Source organism: Kribbella sp. NBC_01510 (genome assembly GCF_045040325.1).
Classification (GTDB): Bacteria; Actinomycetota; Actinomycetes; order Propionibacteriales; family Kribbellaceae; genus Kribbella.
On sequence record NZ_CP109418.1, the window covers coordinates 8,831,895 to 8,858,513 of the forward strand.

Genomic DNA, 26,619 nt, shown 5'->3' on the forward strand with positions numbered 1-26,619 from the left:
GCTCATCCCTTCACCGCCCCGGTCAGCATCCCCTTGGTGAAGTGCCGCTGGAGGAACGGATAGACGATCAGGATCGGAACCAGGGAGACCACCAGGATCGCCATCTGGATCGACTCCTGCGGTGGCAACTGGTCGGCCGATGCCCCGCCGAGATCACCGCTGCTGACCTCGGTGTTGTTGATCACGTACGTCCGCAGCACGAGCTGCAGTGGCCACTTCGCGGTGTCGTTGATGTAGAGCATCGCGTTGAAGAACGCGTTCCAGTACCCGACGGCGTAGAACAGGCCGACCACCGCGAGCACCGCCCGGGACAGCGGGAGGACGATCGACCAGAAGATCCGGAAGTCGCCCGCACCGTCGATCCGGGCCGAGTCGATCACCGAGTCCGGGATCCCCATGAAGAACGCGCGGAGAACGATCACGTTGAACCCGTTGATCGCGGTCGGAAGGATCAGCGCGAGCAACGAGTCGAGCAGCCCGAACTCCTTCACCACCAGGTAGTTCGGGATCAGCCCCGGGCTGAACAGGATGCTGAACAGCACGATCATCAGGATCGGCCGCTGCCCGAAGGATCCGGAGCGGCTGAGTGCGTACGCCAGCATGGTCGACCCGGCCAGGCTGATCAGCGTGCCGGCGAGGGTGATGAAGACGCTGACCAGCAACGCCCGCTGCACCACACCGCCGTTGAAGATGGTCCGGTAGGCGTCGAGGTTGAGGCCGTCCGGCCAGAGCACGAAGCCGCCGGAGTTGGTGACATGGGACTGGCTGGCGATGCTGGTCGAGATCACTCCGATGAACGGGATGATCACGAGCGCGCAGCACACCAGCAGCACGATGCCTTTGAGAGCCCGCGCGGGGATCGTGGGGATCTCGTCGATCGAGCTCCGTCCTCCGGCGGTACCGGAGGATCGGAGGAGATTCGTCTGTGTACTCATGGTTTGCGGTACACCCCCGCCTCACCGAAGATGTGCGCGACCTTGTTGGCGCCGATCACCAGGGCGACGCCGACCAGACCCTTCACCAGGCCGACCGCGGCGGACACGCCCCATTGGCCGGCCAGTACGCCGTTGTTGTAGACGTAGGTGTCGAGGACTTCGCTGGCCGGTCTGCCGACCAGATTCTGCTGCAGGATGATCTGCTCGAAGCCCACGGTGAGCGAGTCGCCGAGCCGCAGGATCAGCAGCAGGATGATCAGGCTGCGGATCCCCGGCACGGTGACGTGCAACAACTGCCGCCAGCGCGAGGCTCCGTCGACCCGGGCCGCCTCGTACAGTCCTGGATCGATCTGCGTCAGCGCGGCCAGGAACAGGATCGTCGCCCACCCGGTGTCCTTCCAGATCACCTGGCTGCTGAGCAGCGCGATGAAGCTGTCGGGATTGCCGAGGAAGTCGATCGTGTCGATGCCGTGGGACCGCAGCGCGTTGTTGATCAGGCCGCTGCCGCCCAGGACCTGCTGGAAGATCGCGATCACGATGACCCAGGACAGGAAGTGCGGCAGGTACAGCACCGACTGGACGATGCGCCTCATCCGCTCCGACAGCAGGCTGTTCAGGAGCAGCGCCAGCGCGATCGGCGCCGGGAAGACGAAGACCACCTGGACCAGCGTGATCAGCAGCGTGTTCTTCAGCGCATTGAGGAGGTCCGGGTCACCGTTGAAGATGACCGCGAAGTTGTCCAGCCCGACCCACGCGCTGCGTCCGAGCGGAACGAACGGCAGGTACTCCTGGAACGCGATCAGGTTGCCGAACAACGGCAGGTAGTGGAAGGCGAGCAACAGGACCAGACCAGGCAATGCCATCAGCAGCAGCACTTTGTCCCGCCTGGCTCGCCCCCACCAGGAGAGCGGCTTGGCGCCGGAACTGAGTCTGGGTCTCTCGGTGGCGGAGTTGTCCGGGGGGCCGGAACCGCTGGAACCGGCTGGATCGATCGACTTGGTTCGGTTGGCTTCGGGGCTGAGAATTCCGTCTGCTCGGGCCACGCCTCACTCCCTGCGTCGTCGAAACCCGCCCTCCCGTCTGGAGAGCGTTTTCCGTTCCCCCTTGTCCGATCTTGGCGTGTGTTGGGGAAAGGCGCAGCTCGAACGGAGCGTCACGGTGCCAAACCGCACCTCAGGGCTTCTGGTAGGGGAAGGACGGCAGTACGCCGATCTGGTCGTACTGCATCCGGGAATCGTCGAACCCGGGCTCCCAGCTGACGTTGGCGAACGTGTCACACGGTCCCGCGGACGGTCCGTGATAGGGGTCGCTCTCTGTATTCGTCACCTTGATGTCCGAGAACGCGAATCCACAGCCGCCGAAGTCCATGTGCACGCCGTACGGCTTCGCGTCCGGCATCGACGGGTCCGCGTTCGCGTCGTCGACGATCAGCTGGGACACGGCCGCATCCGGTGTGTACGGCGGTTCGTTGCGTACGCCGTACGCGTAGAACGGACCGGTGTCACCGCTGTCCTGCGCGAGGTGCGACAGCCGGACGAACTCGACGGTGTTGCCACCGGTGTAGTTGTCGGCGTTCGGGATCTCGGGCCGGGACTCGATGCTGATGCCGTACCGCGCACCGTGCTCGACGACGGTGTGGCTGATCTCGTTCCGGCCGCTGTTCATGATCTCGACGCCGGCCGAGTCGCCCGCGACCAGCTCGCCGATGTGGTGGATGTAGTTGTTCGTGAAGGTGTTGCTATGGGCAACGTCTCCCTCGCCGGGCCAGCCGCCCTCGACCTTGACGCCGTCGTTGCCGAGGTGTTCGAGCAGACTGTCGGAGACCGTCGTCCGCTCGTTCGCGAACAGCAGCTCGATCGCGGTGAAGCCGGTCTGCTGGATGTGCAGCCGGGTCAGCTTCACCCCTCGGGTGTTGGTGAGCGTGATCGCGCCCCACCGGTTCCGCGGCAGCTCGATCTGGGTGTCGTACTTCGGGTACTTGTGCTTGATCCCGGAGTCGCCGGTGCCGTTCCAGCCGTAGCGGTACCAGTCCATGAAGTCGGTGTCCTGGATGGTCAGCCCGTCCAGCGTGAGGTTCTCCACCCGCCGGTTCGGCGAGGCGCCGGCCAGCGAGAAGACCTGTGTCTGCGTGGGCCGCAGCACGTGTACGCCGTCCATGGTTCCGCCGGCCGGCTTGTAGTACAGCGTCTTGGCCGGGTAGTCCAGATAGTACTCACCGGCCTGGTCGAGCAGGCTGAGCGAGTTCTGCACGAAGTACCGCGAGCCGCCGCCGGAGTTGATGAACCCGTACCGCGCCGGGTAGACCAGCGTGGTCCGCTTCTTGGTGAAGTTGATGTCGAGCATCGGAATCGTGTCCGTGAACCACGACCACGAGCCGCCCGACCACACCGTCACCTGGGCCGGCCACGACGTACCGAGCCGAAGATCCCAGGACGGGTCGATGTCGCCGGTGCTGAATCCGAGCTGGTCGTGCACCGCCTCCTTCGTCGGGTCGAAGAGGGTGGACTTCAGGTACGGCGCCCAGGCGTCATCCGACTGCCGATTCGGGTACCGCGCGGTGGTGGCCCGTTTGCCGTCGACGTACAGGCTGTAGAACGGCTGGGACACGTCGACCGGCGCCTTGAAGATGCCGTCCTTGTACGGCGTCCACCCGGTCACCTCCCGCCCTGCCTCGAAGACGGCCTTCCCCGGGCCGTCCACACTCCGGTAGACGACCCCTGAGTCGCGGTCGTCGAAGGTGATCGTCTTGTCCACCTGGTAGGTCCCGGCCTTCAGGTTCACCACCGGCTGACAGCTGCGACCCACCTGCTCGGAACGAAGGGTGTCGCGAGCATGCTCGATCGTCTTCCAGGGCTTCCGTTCGGTGCCGGCGGCCGCGTCGTTCCCACCGGGCGAAACCCAGAACGCTGTGCACTTGTCCGCCCCGGCCGGGGCGGCGGCTCGCGCCGCCACCCCGCCGCCGACCACGAGCGCCGGAAGTGCGAGCCCGGCGAGCACTCCGCCGACGAATCCCCGCACCGCGATCACCGGCCCGCGACGTCGTACGGGAAGGTCGGCAGGACGCCGATCTTGTCGTACTCCATCTTGGACGCGTCGAAGCCGGCGACCCAGTCGGCGTTGGTCACGTCGTTGCACTGGTACGACTGGTACTTCTGGTCGGTCACCTTCCCGACCTGGACGTTGCTGAACGCGAAGCCGCAACCACCGGCGTCCATGTGGACTCCGCGGGTCCCGCCCGCGTCCGGCATCGACGGGTCGGGGATCACGTCGCCGATCACCAGTTGGTCGACGGTGTTCTGGATCGGATGCGGTTCCTGGTTGTCCACGCCGTACGTGTAGAAGGCGCCCATGTCGCCGCTGTCCAGGCCCATCTCCTCGAGCTTGATGTACTTGAAGGTGTTGCCGTTCGCGTATTGGTCGCCGTCCTTTACCTCCGGTCGGGACTCAAGGCTGATGCCGTAGCGGGCGCTGTGCTTCACCTCGACGTTCGAGACGGTGTTGCTGCCGGTGTCCATCAACTCGATGCCGGACGCGTCGCCCGGTACCAGCTCGCCGATGTGGTCGACGAAGACGTTGGAGATCGTGTGATGGTTGCTCAGGTCACCTTCTCCGGGCCAGCCGCCCTCGACCTTGATGCCGTCGGCACCGATGTTCTCCAGCAGGCTGTCGGTGATCCGGGTGTGGTCGTTGGCGAACAGCAGATAGATCCCGGTGAACCCGGTGTCGGACAGATGCATCCGGGACAGGTCGATATTGCTCGTGTTCGTCAGCCGGATCGCGCCGAACCGGTTCCGCGGCATCTCGATCTGTCGGTCGTACTCCGGGTACTTGTGCTCGGCCCCGGCGTCACCACCGGCGACCCAGCCATTGCGGTACCAGCTGACGAAGTCGGAGTATTGCACCCCGAGCCCGTCGAACGTCACGTCATGCAGCCGGTCCTGCGCCGACGTACCGGCGAGATCCAGCACGGTCTGCACCGTCGGCCGCAGTACGTGGACGCCGTCCATCGTGCCGCCGCGCGGCTTGTAGTAGACCTCGCCGGCCTTGTAGTCGAGGTAGTACTCCCCCGGCTGGTCGAGGAAGCTGAGCGAGTTCTGGAAGTAGTACCGGGAGCCGCCGTTGCTGTTGACCATCGCGTAGCGGGTCCAGTACTTCAGCGTCGTCTGGGTCTTCTTGAAGTTCGTGTCGAGCAGCGGGATCGTGTCGGTGAACCAGGACCACGACCCACCCGACCAGATCGTCACCGACGCCTGGCTCATGTCCCAGCTCGGATCCCAGTCGCCCGGGTTCCCGTAGAGCCAGTTGTGCACGTCCATCTTGTCCTCTTCGTAGAGGACCGACCGCAGGTACGGCGACCAGGTGTCATCGGAGCCACGGTTCGGATAGCGAGCGTTGGTGGCCCGCTTCCCGTCCTCGAACAGCGTGTAGAACGGCTTCGACGCGTCGAACTTCGCCTTGTAGATACCGTCATGGGTCGGCGTCCAGCCGGTGATCTCCTCGGCGCCTTCGAGGTTCGCCTTGCCGGGACCGTCGACGCTGCGGTAGATGACCCGGTGGCCGTTCTTCCCGGAGTCCCGCTGGTCGAGGTCGATGGTCGAGGAGACCGGGTAGTCGCCGGCCTTCAGGTTGACGGTGATATCGCAGTTCATCCGGTCGTTGAGGTGCTTGTCCCGGATCTCGTCGCGGGCCCGGGTGACGGTCTTCCACGGGTCCTGCTCGGTGCCTTTGGCGGAGTCGTTGCCGGTGGGCGCGACCCAGAAGGTCTTGCAGTCGACGGCACCGGCGGGCTGGGTGTTGAGCTGGACGGCCGCGACCGTCACCAGGGCGATCGCGACCACTCCGGCGCCGACGCTCAGCGCCGTACGCCTTGTTTTGTGGGACATCTTGGGCGGGGTCCTCTCAGATTCAGTCGCCGGCGTTGCCGTTGCGGGCACGCCAGCTCTCGTACTCGAGGCGGGTCTTCTCGGTCAGGGGGTAGTAGTCACGCAGCGGGGCACCCTCGTCGATCCGGCGCCGGCTGAACTTCTCCCAGGCGTCATGCTCGGCGGCCGCGTCGACGACGGCCTCCGCGCGCCGCCGGGGAACGACGACCGCACCGTCGTCGTCGGCGAGCACCAGGTCGCCGGGCAGCGTGAGGACGCCGCCGACCGCGACCGGGACGTTGTACGCCCACGGGAACAGTTCGGACTGGGACGCGTAGTGCGGGGTGGCGCCGGTCGACCAGATCGGAACGTCGAGCTGCGCCACCCGGGGTACGTCACGGATCCGGCCGTCGACCACGATGCCGGCGCCGCCGCGGAGCTTGAAGTACCGGACCAGCATGTCGCCGAAGCAGCCGGTGGTGTGGCTGCCGTAGGCCTGGACCACCAGCACGTCACCGGGCTGGACCTCGTCGAGCACGGCCCACAGCGCCGTACTGCGCTCGATGTACTCCTGGGTCTGGCCGTCGGCGATGTCCTCGCGCTGCGGCATGAACTGCAGGGTCAGCGCGCGGCCGACCACCTTCTTACCGGGGAACATGCTGGTCGGACCGTCGACGAAGGTCCGGCGGATGCCCTGTCCGTGCAACCGGGCGCAGGCGGTGGCCGACCCGATCTCGGACAACCGCGACACCAGTTCGGGGTCCGGCGCCGGCGGGTTCTCGCCGCGCACCGGCAGGTCCCAGACAGGCGTCACCGGGGCTTGTTCCGTGCTGGTCATAGGGTCTCCTCAGATAAGCGCCAGATGTGCGGCGCGGTAGGTGTTCCGGGTCAGCCGGAGATCGAGCCGGATGGTCCGGCCCGGCGGCATGACGACTTCGAGTCTGTTGCCGCCGACAACGACCGTGCGGGTGCCCGGGGTCGGTGGCGGGGAGGTGTACGCCGGCGACGGGCCCGGGTATTCACCGGTCGCGGTGCTCACGGTGGCGTCGTCGATCCGGTCGGTGCCGAAGCTGCCGGCCTGGACGATCACGCGGCGGGTCTGGGTGGCCGACAGGTTGACGAGTTGCAGGCCGGTTCGATCCGGCTCGACCGTGTCAACCAACGCGGCGACATCGGGCGGCAGGCCGGGCCGGCCGCGGTCCGGGTCGAGGTAGAGGACGCGCAGGGGCAGGAGACCGCCGTTGTAGAGAAGCTGCGGTGTGCCAGTGGTCAACTGCAGCAGGGCTTCGGTCGCAACTGGATTGTGCCGCTGCCAGTGATGAATGTTCAGCTCGGCCGGGTCGGTCGTGTCCGCAGCCATCAGATCCATCCGGCGTTGCACCTGCGAGAGCGCGACACCGAGCATCGCCTCGGGATAGCCGGGGTTGTCGCCGGCCAGGTAAGCGAGCCAGGGCGCCTCGTGCCCGGCGTCCTCCTTGTTCCGGAAGTCGTGGACCGTCCGCCAGTCGTAGCCACTGCGTTCCCGCAGCTCCGTCAGCCGGTCGCGGTCGGGCGCATCGAAGGCGGCCTGCCACAACCACATCGGCAGTCCGAGCTGTGGCGGCTGGTAGTCGAACCATCCGTCGTCGCCATGCCGGTTCGGGATCAGCAGGGTCGGCTTCGCGCAGTCCTCGCCCAGCTCGGCCTGCCAACGATCCCGGATGCTCATCTCAGTCTCGTCGACCGCGGCAGTGACGCCGCGCTCGTACAGGTGATCGAGCAACTGGCGCGCGACATCGAGCCGCTTCGCGTCGCCGGTGAGCACGACGCCGTTCAGCGCAGCGACACAGGCCGCCGAGCCGACGCTGTACACGCCGTGCGGCCAGTTCCAGCCGTAGAGGCCGCCGTGCCAGCGGCCGTGCTGGAGCTCGCCGACCGCACCGCTCGGACCGGCGTTGTCCGGCAGCAGACCGCCGTTCGCCTGCGCCCGCTCCTGCCACGCGTCCAGATACTCCAGCGTCCACGCCGCGAACCGGTCGTTGTGGTCGTAGAGCCAGGCGTTGGCGGTCAGCGTGGTCGCGGCCAGGTTGACGGCGGTGTCGCCGGCACCCAGGCGGCGGATCATTTCCGCGCCCATCAGGTCGGCGTTGGCTGGATCTTTGAGGTCCTCCCAGGTGGTGATACCGGGTACGCCGGACAGCGGCAGCCCGAAGATCCGCATGTTCGTCAGGTCCGCGCCGTACGTGCGCCACTCGTCGTTGATGCCCCAGCGCGGACCGCCGCCGCCGTTGTGCGGTGCGCGGATGGTGCGCGTCGCCGGGTCGTAGTTGCCGGCCGGCGATCCGGGCAGGTAGAGCTCCGCGAACCGGTACGCGCGCTCGCGGAACGCCTCGTCACCCGGATCGGCCGCGCACAACGCGTAGAAGAAGATCATCGACTCGCCGAGGTGGAACCAGTCGTAGCCACGCTCGAACTCGTCGACCAGGAAGCCCAGGTCGGTGAGCTGGCGGGTGACGCCTTCCCAATGCCACTTGGCCACGTCGATCAGATCGTCCGCGCCGCCGAGTTGGTAGAGCACGGGCCAATTCACGAACGCCTCGTAGAAGTCGTCCGCGCCATCACGGCTCTGCACGGGTCCGGCGTACCGGAGACTGCCGTCCGGCAGGCAGTAGCGTTCGCGGAACAGCCACCAACCCTCGTCCATCACGTCGAACAGGCGGCGCTGCATGATCGCCCACGCGGGTGGCGTACCGATCGGGGTCTCGGCAAGAACAGTTGTCGTTGTCATCCCTTGGTCGCCCCCGCCGTCAGGCCGCTGATCACGTGCCGCTGCAACAGCACGAAGACCACCAGCAGTGGTGCCACCGCGAGCAGCAGCGTCGGGAAGACGACCGTGTAGTCGGTCGAGTACTGGCTCACCGCGGCGTACACGCCGGTGGTGACGGTGTAGAGACCGCTGCCCGGGCCGAGGATGATCTGCGGGTTCACGAAGTCGTTCCACACCGAGAAGGTGTTCAGGATGACCATCGTCACCACGGCCGGCTTCATCAGCGGGAACACGATCGACCAGAACACCCGGTGCTTGCCGGCGCCGTCGACCGCGGCCGCCTCGTCCAGGCTGGCCGGGATCGTCATGATGTAGCCGGCGTACAGGAAGATCGAGAACGGCAGCGTCAGCGTCGTCTCGAACAGCACGAAGCCCGGGATCGTGCCCATCAGGCCGAGGTACTTCAGCGTGTAGACGACCGGGATGACCAGCACCTGGCTCGGGATGAACGTCCCGGCCACGAACAGCAGCAGGAGCATCCGGTAGCGGCGCTCGCTGCGACGGGCGATCACGTACGAGACCGGACCGGCCAGCGCGACGGACAGCACGTTCACCGAGACCACGAACAGCACGGTGACGGCGTACCCCTTGAGGATGTTGAAGTCCGGGTTCGTCGCCGCCTTGCGGATGTACTCCGTGGTGAGCCGGTCGGGTGACAGCGAGAACGGGTGGGTCAGGATGTCCTGCTGCGACTTGAACGCGCTGACGACCAGCAGATACAGCGGCATCAGCATCAACGCACTGATGACGACCAGGAAGACGACCCGGCCCACTCCCTTGGTGCGCATCGGGCGGAGCTGCACAGTCATGACCCGCGGCATCCGGATCGCACTCATGCCTGCACCCCCTGATCGGCTCGCGATCGCAGCCGCGCGACCGTCAGGGCGAGCCCGGCGGTGACGATCATCAGTACGACGCTCTGCGCCGAGCCGAACCCGAGCGCGTTGTTGTGGAACGAGTCCCACAGAATCAGGTACGCCGCCGTCTGCGTGGACCCGGCCGGCCCGCCTCCGGTCAGCGACACGACCAGGTCGTAGGTCTTCAGCAGCGTGACCAGCGACAGCACGAGGTTCACAGTCACGACCGGAGCGAGCGCCGGCAGGGTGACGTTGCGGAACGTCTGCCGCGTCGAGGCCCCGTCGATCCGCGCGGCCTCGAGCAGCTCCTTCGGCACCGTCTGCAGACCCGCCAGATAAAGCACGACGTTCACGCCGAATCCGGCCCACACGAGGACGCCGATGAGACTCGCGAGCGCCCAGTTCGGGTTGGACAGGAACGGAAACACGTCAGCGCCCTTTGAGGTGAGCCAGCCGTTCGCGACACCCGACGTACCGAGGACGGCGCTCCAGAGGAAGCCGACGACCAGCGCGCTGAGCACATGGGGATAGAAGAGGACGACGCGGAACAGCGAGTTGAGCCGGGACGCACCATTCACCAGCAGGGCGAAGCCGAGGCCGAGCACGCTCAGGAGGACGGTCCCGACGGCGGCGATCAGCAAGGTGACCCAGCCGGCCCGGATCGCCTCGTCGCTGCGCACCAGGTCGAGGTAGTTCCGCAGTCCGACGACGGCCGGGTTCGCGCTGTACCCGTTCCAGTCGGTCAGGCTCAGGTAGACCGAGAGACCGACCGGGATGACGAGCATTACGACGAACAGCGCCAGAGCCGGCCCGACCATGCTGATGGTCGTCAGCCGGTTCCTCACGACTTCGACCCCATCCAGCTGTCGATGCGCTTGGCGACGTCCGGCGCGCTCTTGCCGGTGTAGAGGCTCTGGACCGCCTTGTTCCACTCGCCGTTGAAGCCTTGCGGCAGCGTGTTCGCGCCGTACCCCTCGCCCTGGGCCACCTGCTGCGGCGCCTGGTCGAGGATGTCCTGCACCTGCTGGCCGAGCGGCGTCAGCTTGTCGGTGAAGCCCTTGCGGAAGTTGCCGTCCTGCGCGAGCTGGCTCTGGACGGCGCCGCGGTCGGTGACCAGCCACTGGACCAGCTTCACCGAGAGGTCGCGCTGCTTGGTCGACTTGAGCACCATGTACGGCGCGGCCATCGTGACGCCCTGTGGTCCCGGGTACGCCTGGCCGGTCTCGGTCGGCGCGGCGAACACCCCGAGGTCGAAGGCGGGCTTGGCACTCTCCGCGCTCCGGACGAACCAGCTGCCCATGATGTACATCCCGGCCTTACCGGACAGGAAGTTGGTTTGCGCGGTCACGTCCTTCAGGCCGAGCGCGTTCTTGTCGATGTACCCGTTCTTGATCCAGGACTCGTAGCGCTGCAGCAGCGGGAGCATGGACTGCCCGACGGTGAGCTGCTTGGCCTTGACCTGCTGGAACCAGTCGGGGTGCTTGGTCGCGATCGACGGGTCGCCGAGTTGCAGCAGCTGCAACCCGGTCACGTAGTCGCCGGCCGTCTGCAGCGGCAGGTAGCCCGCGGCCTTCAGCTTGCCCATCGCGGCGGTCAGCTCGTCGAGATCCTTCGGCGGCGCGCTGATCCCTGCCTTGGTGAACGCGTCCTTGTTGTAGAAGACCAGCGACTGGGCCTGCTGACCGACACCGACGGTGTAGACCTTCCCGTCGAGTGCGGCCTGCTGCACCAGCGGGGTGTCCTTGGTCCACGTCTGGTCGGTCAGGTCGAGCATCTGCGGCGCGAGCACCTTGTCGGCCATCAGCGTCTCGACGACATCCGGCGCGTTGCCGGCCGCGAGCAACTGCGGCAGCGTGTCCTTCACACCGGATCCGGTCGGTGCCTCGATCTTCACGTCGACGCCGGGGTTGGCGTCCTCGAACGGCTTGACCAGGCCCTCCCAGTATCCCTTGGTCAGATTGGGCGTGATGTTCACCAGCATCCGCACCTCACCGGTGCCGGCACCGGCCGAACCGTCGTCACTGAACCCGCCACCACCGCAGCCGGCCGCGCCCACCAGGATCGCAACCGCCGCCAGCAGGACAGGCTTCCGCCGTACCGAACGAGCCATTTCCGGGTCCTCCTCGGATCGTCCCGGCGTCGGGGGCGGCCGGGCGTCGTTAGCGATCGACAATGCAGAGCAGCCCGCTCAAGTGTCAACGTTTAAACGGCAAGGTGGACGTTCTGAGTCAGAAGTCCATGCCATAAAGGGTTGGCAGATCGGCGTGAGCGGGGTCACCATGCAGCCATGCCCGATGCCGGAAGACCCAAGTCGCCGCTGACCTTGTCGACGGCCGAGCGGACCGCGCTCAGCCGGCTCGTGACCGGTCCGCGGACCAGCGCGGGGATGCGGTTGCGCGCCCGGATCGTGCTCGCCTGCGCCGAGGGCCGGTCGAACAAGGACGTCGCGGACCTGCTCACGGTCACCCCGGGCACGGTCGGCAAGTGGCGGCGGCGGTTCCTGCGGATGGGGATGGCCGGCCTCGACGACGGCATGCGCAGCGGCCGGCCGCGGATGGTCGACCGGGTCCAGCTCGGCGCGCTGGCGGCAACATCGATGGCCGGATCCGGACACCGGCCCTCGACCCGCGACGTCGCGGCCTCGTACGGCGTCTCGCAGTCGACGGTTTCGCGTCGTCGTCGCGAAGAACTGCAGCACCACCGCACCGGTGGCGGGATCGCGTTGCGTTCCACGCAACCACCGCCCCCGCCGTCGGGCGAGACCGAGCTGCTGTCGGATCGGGTGTACGACGCCATCCGCGGCTGGATCCTGTCCGGCGAACTCGCCCCCGGCATGCGCGTGGTCGAGTCCGAGATCGCCCGCGTCCTCGGCACCAGCCAGACCCCAGCCCGGGAAGCGGTACGACGGCTCGCCCACGAAGGACTGGTCACGTACCAGCCGCGGCTGGGGAACTTCGTCACCGAGATCTCCCAGGTGGAGGCCCGGGAGGCACGCGAGGTCCGCGTCCTGCTCGAGGCCGCGGCGGCCCGGCGCGCGACCGGCCACGTCCCGCCGGACGAGCTGGACCTGCTGCGGATCGAGGTACAGCGGATGACCGACGCCGCCGATCACCACGACATCGGCGCCTTCCGCGAGGCCGACCTGCGCTTCCACCGCCAGGTCCTCGCGACCAGCGGCAACTCGATGCTGCTGCGCGTCTGGCGCACTCTCGAGCCCGCGCTGTGGAACCTGCAGGTCGTGTCCAACGCCATGTACGCCGGCGACTGGGGCCTGATGGCGCGCCGGCACCTGGACCTGATCGAGGTGCTCGCCGGCAGCGACCCCGAGGACGCCGCCCGCCTGTTCTCGGCCCACGCCCGCGGCGAAAGCTCCATCACCAGACCCGCCGGCCGCCATGATTGATGCGCACGTTCATGTCTGGGACATCGCACGACGCGAACTGCCGTGGCTCCCCGAGGGTCATCCCTTGCGTCGCGACTTCGCACTCACGGATCTCGCCGAGGACGGCCCGCTCGCTGAGCTGGTGCTCGTCCAGGCGGACGCCGATCCGGCCGAGGTCCACGACCTGCTCGACCTCGCGGCCCGCACTCCCGCGGTGGTCGGCGTCGTCGGGTGGTTCGACCTTCTCGGCTCCACCCTCCACCTACCGAACGACCCGAGGCTCGTCGGCATCCGCAGCCCACCGGCCGACCAGACCGATCCGGAAGCGCTCACCAGCCCCGAACACATCAGCGGTGTGCGAGCCGCCACCGACGCCGGCCTCGCCATCGACCTGCTCCTCCGCCCACCCGCGCTGATCGGCGCCGCACGGCTCGCCGACGCAGTGCCCGAAGCCCGCCTGGTGCTGGACCACCTCGGCAACCCGAACGCCGTCGACACCGACTGGCTGACGGGGATGAAGGCCCTCGCCGCAGCGCCGAACGTGACCGTGAAGCTCTCCGGCACCGCCCATCTACCGTTCGACGACTTCAGCGACCTCGTCGGCATCACTCTCGACCTCTTCGGCAGCGAGCGGTTGATGTTCGGCTCCGACTGGCCCGTCTGCACGCTCACGGGCAGTCGTTCCGACGTTGTCCGTCGTACCGCTGCCTTGCTCCCACCCGCCACGCACAACGACGTGTTCCGCGGCACCGCCCAGCGCATCTACCGCCCCAGGGAGACCGCCCCATGACCGAATACACCCGACGCCAGGTCCTGCGGACCGCAGGCGCCGCGGCCGGCACCGCTGTCGTCGCCGGCTCGCTCACCGACCCCTTGTCCGCCGCCGCCGTCGAGACCGCCGGCAGCGAGACCAACCCGCTCCAACTCTGGTACACCCAGCCCGCCACCGAATGGCTCCAAGCCCTTGCCATCGGCAACGGGCGGCTCGGCGCCATGGTGTACGGCGGGACCGCGACCGAACAGCTACAACTCAACGAGGACTCGATCTGGGCCGGCGGCCCGCACCAGTACGACGATCCGGTCGGACGTGAGGTGCTCCCGGAGATCCGCCGGCTGATCGCCGAGGAGAAGTACCTCGACGCGCAGAACCTCGCGGACGAGCACTTCATGGGCCGGCCGACCGAGCAGATGCAGTACCAGCCGGTCGGCAACCTGATGATGACCTTCCCCGGCATCACCGAGGCCGGCGTCTCGTCGTACCGGCGAGAGCTTGATCTGACCACGGCGATCACCTCGGTCAGCTACGTGGCCGACGGTGTGCGGTACAGCCGCGAGGTGTTCGTCTCACACCCGGCGCAGGTGCTGATGATGCGGCTGACGGCCGATCGACGCGGCTCGATCAGTTTCGACGCAACCTTCACCACCGAGCAGGCGGCCACCGTCGATCGCTTCGACGACCGCACGCTCGCGCTCAACGGGATCAGTGGCGACGCCGAAGGGCTGACCGGGTCGGTCAAGTTCTGTGCGTTGCTGCGCGCGTTCACCGAGGCCGGTACGACGACTGTTGCCGACGGCAAACTCACCGTCGCGGGCGCCGACGCGGTCACGCTGGTGTTCTCGGTCGGGACCAGCTACCGCAATTACGTCGACGTCAGCGCCGACCAGGTGGCTCGGGCCGTCGCACCGTTGCCCACGGAGCGTCCGGCGTACGGACGGCTGCGGCACGAGCACGTCGAGGACTACCAGCGGCTGTTCGGCCGGCTCGACATCGATCTCGGGACGTCGGACTCGATCGCGCTGCCGACTGATCAGCGGGTGATCGCGTTCCGCAACGGCGGCGATCCGCAACTGGCCGCGCTGTACTACCAGTTCGGCCGCTATCTGCTGATCTCCAGTTCGCGCAGCCCCGGGCAACCGGCCAACCTGCAGGGCATCTGGAGCTACAAGATGCTGCCGGAGTGGCAGTCGAAGTTCACGCTGAACATCAACTGCGAGATGAACTACTGGCCGGCCGGTCCCACCAACCTCGCCGAGTGCTGGGACCCGCTGTTCCAGATGATCACGGAGCTGGCCGAGTCCGGCGCGCGGACGGCCGCGACGATGTACGACGCTCCCGGGTGGGTCGCCCACCACAATACGGACGGCTGGCGCGGGACGGCTCCGGTCGACTTCGCGTTCTACGGGGTCTGGCCGACCGGCGGCGCGTGGTTGTCGCTGCTGTTCTGGGAGCGGTACGAATACACCGGCGACCTGGCGATGTTGCGCCGGTACTACCCGGTGTTGCGGGGATCCGTGGAGTTCTTCCTCGACCAGTTGCAGGCTGACGCGAAGACGGGCTGGCTGGTGACCAGCCCGTCGCACTCGCCGGAGGTCAAGCACCACGACTATGACAACGTCGGGGTGAGCATGTGCGCGGGCCCGACGATGGATACCGAGATCCTGCACGACCTGTTCAAGGTGTTCGGTGAGGCATCCGCCCTGCTCGGTGAGGACTCCGCACTGGCCGCTCAGGCGGCTGCCGCCCGGTCGCGGCTGGCGCCGATCCAGATCGGGTACCTCGGTCAGATCCAGGAATGGCTGATCGACTGGGAGGAGGCCGCGCTGGAGACAAGTCGCCATGTCTCGCACCTGTGGGCCGTGTTCCCGAGCGACCAGGTGACTCCCCGCCGTACGCCGGAACTCGCCGACGCTGCGCGGAAGTCGCTGGAGCTCCGCGGCCCGGCCGTCACGGCAGGGTGGTCGCTGGCCTGGAAGCTGAACCTGCGTGCCCGGCTGCTCGAACCGGACAACGCGTACAAACACCTCACGCAACTCCTGGCTCCCGGTCGCACCGCGCCGAACATGTTCGACCTGCACCCGCCGTTCCAGATCGACGGGAACTTCGGCGGCATCTCCGGCATCACCGAGATGCTCATGCAGAGCCACTCCGGCGAGGTCGCGCTGCTGCCGTGTCTGCCGGCCGCGTTCTCAACCGGCCGTATCCGCGGTCTGCGGGCGCGGGGCGGGTTCGATCTGGACTTGTCCTGGTCGGAGGGCAAGCTGACCAAGGCCCGGATCCGTTCCCTGCTGGGCAACCGTCTCCGGTTGCGCACCGGCGGACAGGTCGACGTGACGTCCACCTCTGGTCCGGTCGCGTTCGCCCGGCCCGAGGACGGCGTGGTCGAGTTCCGCACCCAGCGAGGCGTCGACTACCTGATCGAGCCGCGCTCATGAGAACTAGATGGACCCTGCCCTTGCTCATCGCTCTGCTCGCCACCAGCACTGGATCGCTCGCCGCGGCGGGCCCGTCCACAGCCTCCGACCAGCCCACGACGGCCTGGCACGACGGCGCCCTGCGCACCGACCCGGCCGGGCTGGTCGCTCGGTCCGATCTCGTCCAGGAAGGTCCGGCCTGGCGCGCGTACCAGGCCATGCCACTCGGCAACGGCGTACTCGGCGCCGCGGTGTGGGCCGAGAAGGGCTTCAGCGCCCAGCTCAACCGGGTCGACACCTTCCCGGATCTCAAGTCCGCCGGGCGCCTCGTCGTACCCGGTCTCGATCCGTTGATGCGGGCAACGGACTACAGCGGCCGGCTGGCGCTGTACGACGGCCAGCTCGTGCAGCATGGCGGCGGGATGACGGCTCGTTCCTACGTGCGCGCCGACGCGGATCAGTTCGTGCTCGAGGTCACCGGGGCTGATCCCTCGAAGCCGCAGACAGCCGACCTCAAGCTCTGGCCGGGGCGGACACCGACCACCAGCGCGGCCGATGCTGTCGCCGCGCTGGCGGAGACCTTCCACGACAGCGCATCCGGCAGCATCACCGGCGCGGTCGCCGCCCTCACCGCGCACGCCCGGGACGTCTCGGCGTCCGTGATCGACCCGTTGACGGTCCGGCTCAGCTTCCGGCCCAACGCGGATGGCAGCTTCCGGCTGGTCGTCGGCGTTCCGTCGTACCGCGGTGGTGATCTGCGGGCGGCGGCGAAGCGGGCCGTGGTCGACTCGCAGACCAACCATCTGGCCTGGTGGCACGCGTTCTGGGCCAAGGCGGCGCCGATGCGGATCACGTCGGCCGACGGCAGCGGTGAGTACGTCGAGAACCTCCGCACGCTTCAGCTCTACACGATGGCCGCGTCGATGCGTGGCGACGTGCCGAGTACGCACGGAGCCGTCGTACGGATGTTCTCCTCGGCGCAGGACCAGGCCGATTGGGCGCAGGACTCGTACTGGCACTTCAACCTGCGCGAGCTCGTGTCCACCAACCTCGGCGCGGGCATCGCCGACCTGAACGCGCCGTACTTCCGCTTCTACCTCGACCGTGCCGAGCTGATGCGGGAGTGGACCCGGACCCACTGGATCGGCGGGCAAGGGCTGTGCGTGCCCGAGTTCCTCCGGTACGACGGGACCGGCGACGGCTGCGACAACACGAGTGAACCGAGCTGGGTGACCCGGATCCTCAGCAGCGGACCGGAGTTGGTGAACAACATCTGGCAGCAATACCGCTACACCGGCGACAAGGCGCTGCTGAACCGCAGCTATCCGCTGATGCGGGACGTGGCGAAGTTCTATCTGTCGGCGCTGACACCCGGTGCGGACGGCCTGCTGCATCTCGAACATGTCAACGCGCTCGAAGTGCAGTGGGACACCAGCGACCCCGTCCCGGACCTCGCCGCGATGCGGGTCATCTTCCCGATCGTCGCCGACCTCGCCTCGTCGCGGGGCGACACCGCACTGGCGACGCAGCTCCGGGACGCGCTAGGGAAGCTCCCGCCGTTCCGAACGGTTCAGCGTGGGGGCGAGGAGGTACTCGCGTGGTCCGGCACGGACGAAGCGGCGCACAACACGCAGAACCCTGAGATGGAGGCGCTCTGGCCCTGGGGCCTCTTCGACGAGACCTCCGACCTGATGCAGGCGACCTATCGTCAGCGGGTCTATCCCCAGGACAAGGACTGGGGCATGGACACCACGTGGGCCGCGCGACTCGGGCTCTCCGAAGAGGTGAAACGGCTGCTGCTGAAGGGCATCCAGGACTTCCAGATCTACCCGAACGGCTTCACCGTCCACCGCACCGGTCAGGAGGCGGTCCGGAACCACAGCTTCTACAACGAGTGGGGCGGCGTGGTGACGACCGGCCTGCAGGAGGCGCTGGTCCAGTCGTACGACGGTGTCGTCGACGTCGCACCGGCGTGGCCGAAGGACTGGGACGTGTCCGGCTCGGTGCAGATCGAAGGTGGCCACCGGATCAGCACCGAGGTGCATGACGGCGTACCGAACCTGATCGGGATCGAGGCAGGCAGTCGTGACACGCTGCGCGTCCGCAACCCGTGGCCGGGGCAACAGGTGCGCGTGATCGACTCGCACGGCGGGACCGTCGTATCGCCGACCTCTGCCGAGGTGGTGTCGATCGCGGTGGCACCCCACGCCTCGTACACCGTCGAGCGGGTCGCCGTACCGTTGTCGTCGTTCCGGTTCGTGCCGTTGACCGGCCAGCCGGCCACAGCGGTGAAGACGGTCGGCAGCCGGATGCTCGGCGTACCGGCGAGTGAGCCGCCACTGCTCAGCGACCTGGTCAGTGTGCGTACGCCGGAGAAGCTGTCCAACCTCGTGAAGGCTCAGGCGGGTGCACCGATCTACGTGGATCGCAGCTACACGATCACCGATCTGCCTGCGGAGCTGACCGGTCAGGCATTGGTCCAGGGAGCCAACGACGACTCCAAGGCCACAGGTCCCGACGATTACCTGACTCTGAATCTGACGCGGCCCGCGACCGTCTACGTCGCGTTCGACCCACGTGGGGAGAACGTGTGGTGGCCGTCCTGGCTCAGCAGCTTCACCAGGACCGGTGAGACCGTCGGCACGACAGACCAGCGGCTCGTCCTCTTCAAGCGTGATGTGCCGGCAGGCCCACTGGCACTGGGCGCCAACGCGAGTGTGCCGAACAAGGGCAACTCGACCTACATCAGCTTCGTCATTCCGAACTGAAGATCGACGGTCGGTCTGGTCGCGCACCTCCTCGACCAGACCGACCGGCCGGCCGGCCGGCCGTGCAAGCTCGACAGGAGGTGTCGGTCCAGGGGTGCTGGTCGGGTGAGGCATTCACGCCTGGCCGCGGTCTGCCCGGCCGATGCGAGGCGGACACCTCCTGTCGAGCTTGCACACCCCAACCACCGTCCGCACCCGAGCGGCCCGCACCGGCGGGCAGATGCAGTGACTGGACGCACTCGTCCTGCTGGCCGGGGACCGTGCCGATACCGAACCCGGGACACCATCTGGCGACCTCGGACAGGCTGTGCCATGTGCGAGGTCCCCACTACCTGCCCGAGGTCACGGCAATCTCACCGATCAATCCGGTCAGGTCGCGCCGAGTTGACGGAACAACAAACCGAAGGTGCGGGGAGCTACCTCGAGTGCGTGTTGCGCTGTGGCGGGCGGACCGCAGGAGGCGGAGCCGAGGCCGTGCTGGGCCAGGTCGAGATTGAGGTAGACGTGGTCTCGTGAGCTGAGGTCCGAGCGGTGGCGGGCGAGTTCGAGGTCCTCGCTAGTCCACCGCCGTGCGGTGAGCTGGAAGGACGGCGAGCCCGCCACCCGCAAACCGTTGCCGTCAGCATCGGTCAGTTCGGCCCAGCGCACGTCGATCCGCGATCCGTTCTCCTGCGGTACGACGTACGGCGTCTGCAACTCGTCTACCGTGCGCACGTACCGTCCGACGCGGGCCGCCTCGCGGCTGTCGGCGTACGCCTCCCCCGGTCCACCGCCGTACCAGCGCACGTTGTCCAGGCTGCGAGGCACGGCCATCCGTACGCCGACGCGCGGCCAACTCCCACACCGCGGCGTGACCGCCGTACCGCCCCACTCCCCCTCCGGCACCACGTCCATCGTCAGTCGCAGGCAATCCCCGAGCGCCACCCATCGGTACGTCGCGCGCACGCCGAGCCCGAGCCCGTCCGGCGCGACCCGGGTCCGCACTACCAGTTCGCGCTCCCCGGTCTCGACCTCATCCACCCGATGCAGAAGCCGGTCCAGCCCCGCGGTCCGCCACTCCGTGACCACCGCGTTGCGGCCACCCTGCCCGTTGTCGTTGTCGGTGGGCGCCCGCCACAAGTCAAGTCGCGGACCGTCGACCGGCACTCCGAACAACCGCATCAGTCGCCCGGTTCGACGGTCGAACTCACCGCCACCAAGCACGAGGTCACCAGCCCGGTGCACGACTGGAACCCGCACCGGCGACGGGTCCTTCGGCGGCGCACTCGGCAACGCGAACTGCGCCCACGCGATCTCATGGCCCGCCTCGGCCCACGGTTCGTCCTTCGCCAGCACAGCTCGGACCGTCAACCACCGCTCGCCCACCACATCACCCGGTGCTCGGATGTCCAGCCTGACCCCCACCGACTCGCCCGGGCCGACCTCGGGCACCTCCAGTTGGCCGGCTCGCACCTCGACCCCGTCCACTTCCTCCGACCACACGAACTCCAGGTCGTCGAGCGCTGTGAAGGTGCGGAGGTTGTGGATGGTGAGTGGCTCGGTCCCCGTGATGCGGACCGGCTCGATCACCTTCTTGTACTCGATCAGCCCCGGCGACGGGGTGCGGTCGGGGAACAGCAGTCCGTCGATGCAGAAGTTCGCGCCGTGGACGCGCTCCCCGAAGTCCCCGCCGTACACATGATCGGTTGCTCCGGGCAACAGCAAGCCGTGGTCGATCCACTCCCAGACGAACCCGCCCTGCAGCCGCGGGTACCGCTCCAGCACCCGCTGGTAGTCGGCCAGCCCGCCGGGACCGTTGCCCATGGCATGCGCGTACTCGGCCAGGACGAACGGCAGCCCGCGGCGGCGGGTCTCCAGCGCCGGGTCGTCGGCGGTCTCCGGCGGCACGTCCTCGGTGCGGGTGCCGATCGCCTCCAGATCCTCCAGCGGCGTGTACATCAGGCTGTAGAAGTCGGAGAACTCGTAGCTGCGGTCCCGCTCGTAGAACACGGCCCGGCTGGGATCCCGCTCCCGGGTCCAGCCGGCCAGCGTGCCGAAGTTCCGGCCGCGGTGGCTCTCGTTGGCCAGCGACCAGACGATCACGCTCGGGTGGTTCTTGTCGCGCTCCACCATCCGGCGCATCCGGTCCAGCATCATCGGGGCCCAGTCCGGATCGTCGGCCGGGTTCCCGCGCCAGTCGGTGTAGATGAAACCGTGGGTCTCCAGGTCGCACTCGTCGATCACCCACAGCCCGAGCTCGTCGCACAGGTCGAGGAACGCGGGATGCGGCGGATAGTGCGCGGTCCGGACCGCGTTGAGGTTGTGCTGTTTCATCAGCACCAGGTCCTGGCGCATCGCATCGACGGTGAGCGCGCGGCCGCGGCGCTCGTCGTGCTCGTGCCGGTTCACCCCGCGGAAGAACAGCGGCCGGCCGTTGACGGTGAGCAGACCATCGGTCATCGCGACGGTCCGGAAGCCGATCCGCAGCTCGACCGTCTCCCCGGGTACGGCGACGGTCGCGTCGTACAGCCGTGGTGCCTCGGCCGACCACGGCTCGACGGCCGGGAGCGTCACCGGCACACCGGCCGCGATCTCGATCCCGAGCTCCGGGATCCGCACCACCGCGCCGGTCTCGGTCTCCACGAGCAACCTCCCGGAGCCGGTCAGGTGGTCGTAGTCCGCATGGACGAACACATCGTCGATCAACGGGCGGGCGAGCAGCGTCACGTCGCGGAAGATGCCCGGCAGCCACCACATGTCCTGATCCTCGAGGTAGCTGCCCGAGGACCATTGGTGAACCCGCACCGCGAGCAGGTTCCGTCCAGGCCGCAGCAACTCGCCGACGTCGAACTCACTCGGCAGCCGGCTCCCCTTCGCCGCACCGACCTCCGTCCCGTTCAGCCACACCTTGAAGCACGAGTCGACCCCGTCGAAGCGCAGTACGGCGCCGTCCGCCGGCCAGTCGTCCGGGAGATCGAACCAGCGCCAGTGATCGCCGGTCGGGTTCGCGTCCGGCGTCCGCGGCGGGTCGATCGGGAACGGGAAGGCGGTGTTCGTGTACCGCGGCCGGTGGTGGCCCTGCAGCACCCAGTGTCCGGGGATCTCCAGTTCGCCGCAGTCCTCGCGGACATCGGGCACTGCCCGTGCGTCGGCCGGGTCGCTCCACAGCTCGAACTTCCACCGCCCGTTCAGGCTGAGCCGCGGTCGCGAGGACCTGAGCCAGGCCCGCGGTTCCCGGCATCCCGTGCTCGGCGTCAGATCGTCGAAGTACATCCGCGGTCCTCTCTGAGCATCCGAACATCCCAAGGCCCGAGTTCAAGCCCTTTCACTGCCACCTCGGCCCCAGACCAGTTGTGCACGAACCACAACCGCTCCCCCGCGGAGTTCACCGCCGACAACACGGTCACCGATGGAGCCCAGCTGGCGGACTTCCCATGGATGGCAGCCGCCAACGCCGGGTCCGGCACCGTGCCGACATACGTGACCCGGCCCGCACCGAACCGTCGCGTGGTGACGATCGGCCGACCGCGGGGATGCTCGAGCCACGCCAGCGGCTCGGCATCGTCAACGATCAACGCCTCTGCCCACCGCGTCGCATGCCCGTTCAGACCCGTCACCGGTACGTCGTCGAGCAAGTTCTCGTACTCCAGGTAGTGCACCCCGGCCGCATCCCGCAGCCGACCCGGCGCGACCTCAGCCCGTGCGCGGGCCTCCGGATCCGCATAGCCGGTCCGCGGTCCCACGATCAGATGACCGCCGGCCCGCGCGTACTCGACCAGCCAGTCCAGTTGCTCGTCAGAGGCGACGTACAGCGCAGCAACAACCAGCGCCGGATACCGGGACACCAGGGCTGCCGGATCCCCACCGAGCCGCTCGATCGGCACGACCCCCGGCTGCAATCCGGCATCGAGTACGCCGGCGTAGAAGGCGCCGACGATCGTCCGGTACGACGAGCTGTCCGGAGCACCTCCCGGATGCGCCAGCGGAGGCTGGAACTGCAGCGCCCAATCGCTCTCCGTCGACCACACGACCGCCACGTCAACGTCCGGCCGCAATCCGGCCAGCGCTGATCCGGCCGCGGTCAACTCGGCACCGATCGTCGCGATCTCGTCATACACGCGTCCCGGTTGGAGACCGTGGCCGAGGATGCCGCCCCAGAAGGTTTCCGCGCCGTGGTGGATCGAGTGCCAGTGCCAGTACTCGACCATCCGCGCACCACGCGACACCATCGCCCACGCGAGTTGCCGCAGCTGACCGTCGTACGGCGGACGGTTCTGGTGCGACCCGCCGATCGACGTCGCGTTCGTCTCGGTGACCAGGAACGGCTCGCCTCGCGACCCGTACACCCGGTCCGCCGCCAGGTACAGCTCGGCGACACTGCGCCCGATCCAGCCCACGTCGAGCCGCGACGGCCGGGCCGGCCGCTCGAGCCCGTCCTGGACATCCACGTAGATGTTGCCCGCAGCAACGTCAAGGCGCGAGGTCAGCGGTACGTCGGCCACCGCCGGCCGGTCGTAGGCCAGGCACGTCGTCACGAACTGCTCCGGCCGCCGCAACTCCCGCACGAGCTCCGCCTGCCACCCGATGAACTCGGTCGTCCGCTCCGCCTGGAACCGTCGCCAGGCCAGGTCGTACGACGGAGTGCTGTTCCCCTCCGGCCGCCACAACTCCGGCCAGTCACTCAACCGATGTGACCAGTACGTCAGTCCCCACGCCTCGTTCAGCGTCTCGACGTCGCCATACTTGTCCTGCAATCGCGCAACGAACGCCTGGAACGCGCCCTCGTTGTGCGCGAGCAACACCCCCGGCTCGTTGTCGACCTGGTAGCCGATCACCGCCGGATGGTCGCGGTACCGCTCGACGATCCGCCGGATCACCCGCCCCGCGTGGAACCGGAACACCGGGTGGCCATAGTCGATCTCCTGACGAATCCCCCACGGCACCCGTTCCCCGGCACGACGCTCGGCCGCGATCTCCGGATGCGCCCGCTGCAGCCACGGCGGGACGGCGTACGTCGGAGTCCCGAGGACGACGTCGATCCCGCGCTGAGCGGCACAGTCGAGCACCGGGCGGATCCATTCGAGCTCGAAGACGCCGTCGCGCGGTTCCCAGGTCGACCAGACCGACTCGCCCACCCGGATCGCGGTGAGGCCGGCGGCCGCCATCAGGTCCAGGTCGGTGCCGATCCGATCGCCGAGCTCACGCGGCAGGTACTCCGGGTAGTAGGCCGTCCCCAGCACGACACGTGGCGGCAGCATGAGCCAACGCTAGCCGACTACACCGGCTGCGTGCAATCGTTTGCATGCAGGCGTTCAGTGCGCGCGGATCCGCGCCCGGCGCCGCGCAGGCCCCGTGCTGGCGCGCACGACCAGCTCAGGCGTGAGCAGATCCGGCGGCGGCCAGTCGTTGCCGGCGAGACGGGTGGTGAGCTGCTGCCAGGCCAGCTCCCCCAACCGGGCTCGCTCGTTCCGCAACGAGGTCAACGGCGGCCGCGCGTACGCCGCGATCGGGATGTCGTCGTACGACGCGACCGAGAGCTCGGCCGGGACCTCGACGTCGTTGTCGTGCATCCAGCTGAGCAGCCCGACGCCGACCAGGTCGTTGAAGGTGATCACCGCGGTCGCCCGGCTCCGCAGTACGGTCGGGCCGGCGTCGTACCCGTGGTTCCCGGCCCAGCCGCCGTCGATCTCGTCCAGTGTGACGTCGAGGGCACGAGCGGTCCGGCGCAGGGTCCGGCGGCGCTCGCCATCGGACCAGGAGGCGGCCGGGCCGCCGACGTACAGGACCCGGCGATGGCCTAGGCCGGTGAGGTGTTCGAGCAGCAGACGGCTCGCCGCGCGGTAGTCGATCGCGACCGCGCCCGCGTTCTTCACCGTCCGGTTGATGCACACCACCGGGACGGGCAGCGCGAGCGCCTTCTCCAGGCCGCTGCGGGTCAGGCGCGAACTGCACAGGACCAGCGCGCCGGAGTGGTCGACGAGCTCCTCGACCAGCCGCAGCTCCTCGGCCGGGTCCTCGCCGCTCTCCCCGATCAGCAGGCGGTAGCCGCCGGCCCGCGCCGAGGCGGCGAGGCCCTTCAGGACCTCGGAGAAGAACGGGTTCGTCAGGTCCGGCACGGTCACCCCGACCGTCAACGGACGGCCCAGTTTGAACTCTTGCGCGCGCTTGTCGGCGCGATAGCCCAGCTCGCCCGCCACCGCGCGCACATGGGCGACCACCTCGGGCGAGATCAGGTCCGAACCGTTCAGCGCCCGGGACACGGTCGACACCGACGTGCCCGCCTCGCGCGCCACGTCGATCAGCCGAACCCGCTCCGCCACCCTCGCCCCTCGTGTTCCTCTGTGTCGCCGATCCGCACGTTCCGGATCGTCACGTCGTCGGCGTACTGTACGACAGCCTCCGCCGCGACGACGTCGAACCGGCTGTTCGTGATCGCGACGGAACGAATCCGCCGGGTCTCCGCTCCCACGATGCGGTACGCCCGTTCGGCCCGGGCCACCCGGACCCGGTCGAACCGGATGTCCCGCACGTCGGGAAACAGGGACTGGTCCCCTCCACCCTGGTAGCTGAAGGTGATCTCCAACGGACGATACATCCACGCCCGCGAATCGACGTCGTGCACGCTGACGTTGCGCACATACCCGCCGCGCGTCGACGTCGACTTCACACACAGCACCCACTGCAGCCAGGCCTCGTCCGCGCTCGGGTCGGCCGGCATGCGCAGCCGGCGAACCCAGACGTCCTCGACCCCGCCGCTCATCTCGCTCCCGACCGCGACCGCCGCGCCGCCGCTGACGAACGTGCAGTCCTCGACGATGATCCCGCGCGACGGCAGACCGAGCCGCCGGCCGTCCGCGTCCCGGCCGGACTTGATCGCGATGCAGTCGTCGTGGGTCTCGAACGTGCAATCCCGGATCAGGACGTCGGTGCACGACTCGGGATCGCAGCCGTCGCCGTTCGGGCCGAGGTTGTGGACAGTGACTCCCTGCACGGTGACGTTGTGGCACTCGAGCGGGTGAATGGTCCACATCGGGGCGTTGATCACCGTCACGCCGTCGATCAGCACGTTCGTGCAGCGGAAGGGCTGGATGAAGCTCGGGCGCAGGTAGTGGCCGTCGCCGAAGACGCGCTGCTCGACCGAGACCTGCTCGTTGTTCATGCGTTCGAGCTCGGCCCAGTCGGCCCGCTGGTTCGGCAGGCCGGTGTGCCAGCCGTACTGACCACTGCCGATCAGATACCACCAGTGCTCGTTGTCCCCGGCGCCGTCGAGCACGCCCTCGCCGGTGATGCCGATGTCGGTCTGCCCCTCGGCACGGATCAGCGCGGAGTAGTTGTACACCTCCACGCTCTGCCACCGCGTCCGCACGACCGGCAGATAGTCGGCCGGATCCGTGCTGAACCGCAACGTCGCGCCCCGCTCGAGATGCAGGTCGACCTTGCTGAGGAGCTGGATCGCTCCGGTGTGCCACACCCCCGGCGGTACGACGACATGCCCACCGCCGGCCGCATGACACGCACGGATCGCCGCCGCGATCCCGGCGGTCGCGTCCTCCGGCGTGGCACCGTGATCCGTGATGGGGAACCACGCATCCCGGAACCGTGGTGGGCGGATCCGGGCCCGGACGGACTGCTCACGGTCCACACTCGCGACCGCCGGCAATCCGATGCCGGTAGCAACCACTCCACCAAGACCGATTTCCAGAACTGACGACGGGTGGGATGCATGGGCGGGCACCTTCCGATCCACTGGGTAGGTAAACCTTTGCCCCGCAAGTATCCAGCAGATCCCGAGCCGGTCAAGAGTTCGTCCGCGCCACCCGTTGACACCTCGGCCGGTC

Annotated in this window: 17 protein-coding genes; 4 read left to right on the forward strand and 13 right to left on the reverse strand. The window is 68.1% G+C overall.

What is annotated here, in order from left to right; translation table 11 throughout:
* Positions 1–2: 2 nt before the first annotated feature.
* The 9 genes from OG558_RS43030 to OG558_RS43070 form a co-directional block, all read right to left on the reverse strand.
* Positions 3–935 (reverse strand): carbohydrate ABC transporter permease, encoded by a 933-nt coding sequence (locus OG558_RS43030; protein ID WP_329480082.1) that lies wholly within the window; start codon positions 933–935, stop codon positions 3–5.
* A complete protein-coding gene (locus OG558_RS43035; RefSeq protein ID WP_405068180.1) occupies positions 932–1,798 on the reverse strand; it encodes an ABC transporter permease in 867 nt (288 codons plus the stop codon). Before OG558_RS43035 ends, OG558_RS43030 begins: the two co-directional genes overlap by 4 nt.
* Before the next feature lie 310 nt (positions 1,799–2,108).
* Positions 2,109–3,962 (reverse strand): right-handed parallel beta-helix repeat-containing protein, encoded by a 1,854-nt coding sequence (locus tag OG558_RS43040; protein ID WP_405068181.1) that lies wholly within the window; start codon positions 3,960–3,962, stop codon positions 2,109–2,111.
* Positions 3,959–5,818 carry a right-handed parallel beta-helix repeat-containing protein gene (locus OG558_RS43045; protein WP_405068182.1) on the reverse strand — a complete coding sequence of 620 codons (1,860 nt, stop codon included), beginning with the start codon at positions 5,816–5,818 and terminating at the stop codon, positions 3,959–3,961. Before OG558_RS43045 ends, OG558_RS43040 begins: the two co-directional genes overlap by 4 nt.
* 22 nt (positions 5,819–5,840) lie before the next feature.
* Positions 5,841–6,635: a hypothetical protein gene (locus OG558_RS43050; protein ID WP_405068183.1), complete on the reverse strand. Its 795-nt coding sequence runs from the start codon at positions 6,633–6,635 to the stop codon at positions 5,841–5,843.
* Between the two features lie 9 nt (positions 6,636–6,644).
* Positions 6,645–8,564, reverse strand: coding sequence for a hypothetical protein (locus OG558_RS43055; RefSeq protein ID WP_405068184.1), 1,920 nt, complete (start codon positions 8,562–8,564; stop codon positions 6,645–6,647).
* The gene (locus OG558_RS43060) at positions 8,561–9,439 is read right to left on the reverse strand and encodes a carbohydrate ABC transporter permease (protein WP_405068185.1); all 879 of its coding nucleotides are present in this window, start codon (positions 9,437–9,439) and stop codon (positions 8,561–8,563) included. The genes OG558_RS43055 and OG558_RS43060 overlap by 4 nt, the downstream gene beginning before the upstream one ends.
* Positions 9,436–10,305: a sugar ABC transporter permease gene (locus tag OG558_RS43065; protein ID WP_329480096.1), complete on the reverse strand. Its 870-nt coding sequence runs from the start codon at positions 10,303–10,305 to the stop codon at positions 9,436–9,438. The genes OG558_RS43060 and OG558_RS43065 overlap by 4 nt, the downstream gene beginning before the upstream one ends.
* Positions 10,302–11,570: an ABC transporter substrate-binding protein gene (locus OG558_RS43070; RefSeq protein ID WP_405068186.1), complete on the reverse strand. Its 1,269-nt coding sequence runs from the start codon at positions 11,568–11,570 to the stop codon at positions 10,302–10,304. The genes OG558_RS43065 and OG558_RS43070 overlap by 4 nt, the downstream gene beginning before the upstream one ends.
* A gap of 177 nt (positions 11,571–11,747) precedes the next feature.
* Here OG558_RS43070 and OG558_RS43075 point away from each other — a divergent pair, with 177 nt between their 5' ends.
* The 4 genes from OG558_RS43075 to OG558_RS43090 are packed head-to-tail and all read left to right on the forward strand — an operon-like array spanning position 11,748 to position 18,802.
* Entirely contained in the window at positions 11,748–12,863 is a 1,116-nt protein-coding gene (locus OG558_RS43075) for an FCD domain-containing protein (protein ID WP_405068187.1), read from the forward strand.
* A complete protein-coding gene (locus tag OG558_RS43080) occupies positions 12,856–13,632 on the forward strand; it encodes an amidohydrolase family protein (protein ID WP_405068188.1) in 777 nt (258 codons plus the stop codon). Before OG558_RS43075 ends, OG558_RS43080 begins: the two co-directional genes overlap by 8 nt.
* Positions 13,629–16,055: a glycosyl hydrolase family 95 catalytic domain-containing protein gene (locus tag OG558_RS43085; RefSeq protein WP_405068189.1), complete on the forward strand. Its 2,427-nt coding sequence runs from the start codon at positions 13,629–13,631 to the stop codon at positions 16,053–16,055. The genes OG558_RS43080 and OG558_RS43085 overlap by 4 nt, the downstream gene beginning before the upstream one ends.
* Positions 16,052–18,802, forward strand: coding sequence for a glycosyl hydrolase family 95 catalytic domain-containing protein (locus OG558_RS43090; RefSeq protein WP_405068191.1), 2,751 nt, complete (start codon positions 16,052–16,054; stop codon positions 18,800–18,802). Before OG558_RS43085 ends, OG558_RS43090 begins: the two co-directional genes overlap by 4 nt.
* A 369-nt stretch (positions 18,803–19,171) precedes the next feature.
* Here the strand turns inward: OG558_RS43090 and OG558_RS43095 are convergent, their stop codons facing one another.
* The 4 genes from OG558_RS43095 to OG558_RS43110 are packed head-to-tail and all read right to left on the reverse strand — an operon-like array spanning position 19,172 to position 26,516.
* Positions 19,172–22,054 (reverse strand): glycoside hydrolase family 2 TIM barrel-domain containing protein, encoded by a 2,883-nt coding sequence (locus OG558_RS43095; protein ID WP_405068192.1) that lies wholly within the window; start codon positions 22,052–22,054, stop codon positions 19,172–19,174.
* Complete coding sequence (locus OG558_RS43100; protein ID WP_405068193.1) at positions 22,036–24,039, reverse strand: beta-galactosidase; 2,004 nt, start codon at positions 24,037–24,039, stop codon at positions 22,036–22,038. Before OG558_RS43100 ends, OG558_RS43095 begins: the two co-directional genes overlap by 19 nt.
* A 54-nt stretch (positions 24,040–24,093) precedes the next feature.
* Positions 24,094–25,101, reverse strand: a complete 1,008-nt coding sequence (locus OG558_RS43105) for a LacI family DNA-binding transcriptional regulator (RefSeq protein ID WP_405068194.1) — start codon at positions 25,099–25,101, stop codon at positions 24,094–24,096.
* Positions 25,080–26,516: a glycoside hydrolase family 28 protein gene (locus OG558_RS43110; RefSeq protein WP_405068195.1), complete on the reverse strand. Its 1,437-nt coding sequence runs from the start codon at positions 26,514–26,516 to the stop codon at positions 25,080–25,082. Before OG558_RS43110 ends, OG558_RS43105 begins: the two co-directional genes overlap by 22 nt.
* Between the last annotated feature and the right edge of the window lie 103 nt (positions 26,517–26,619).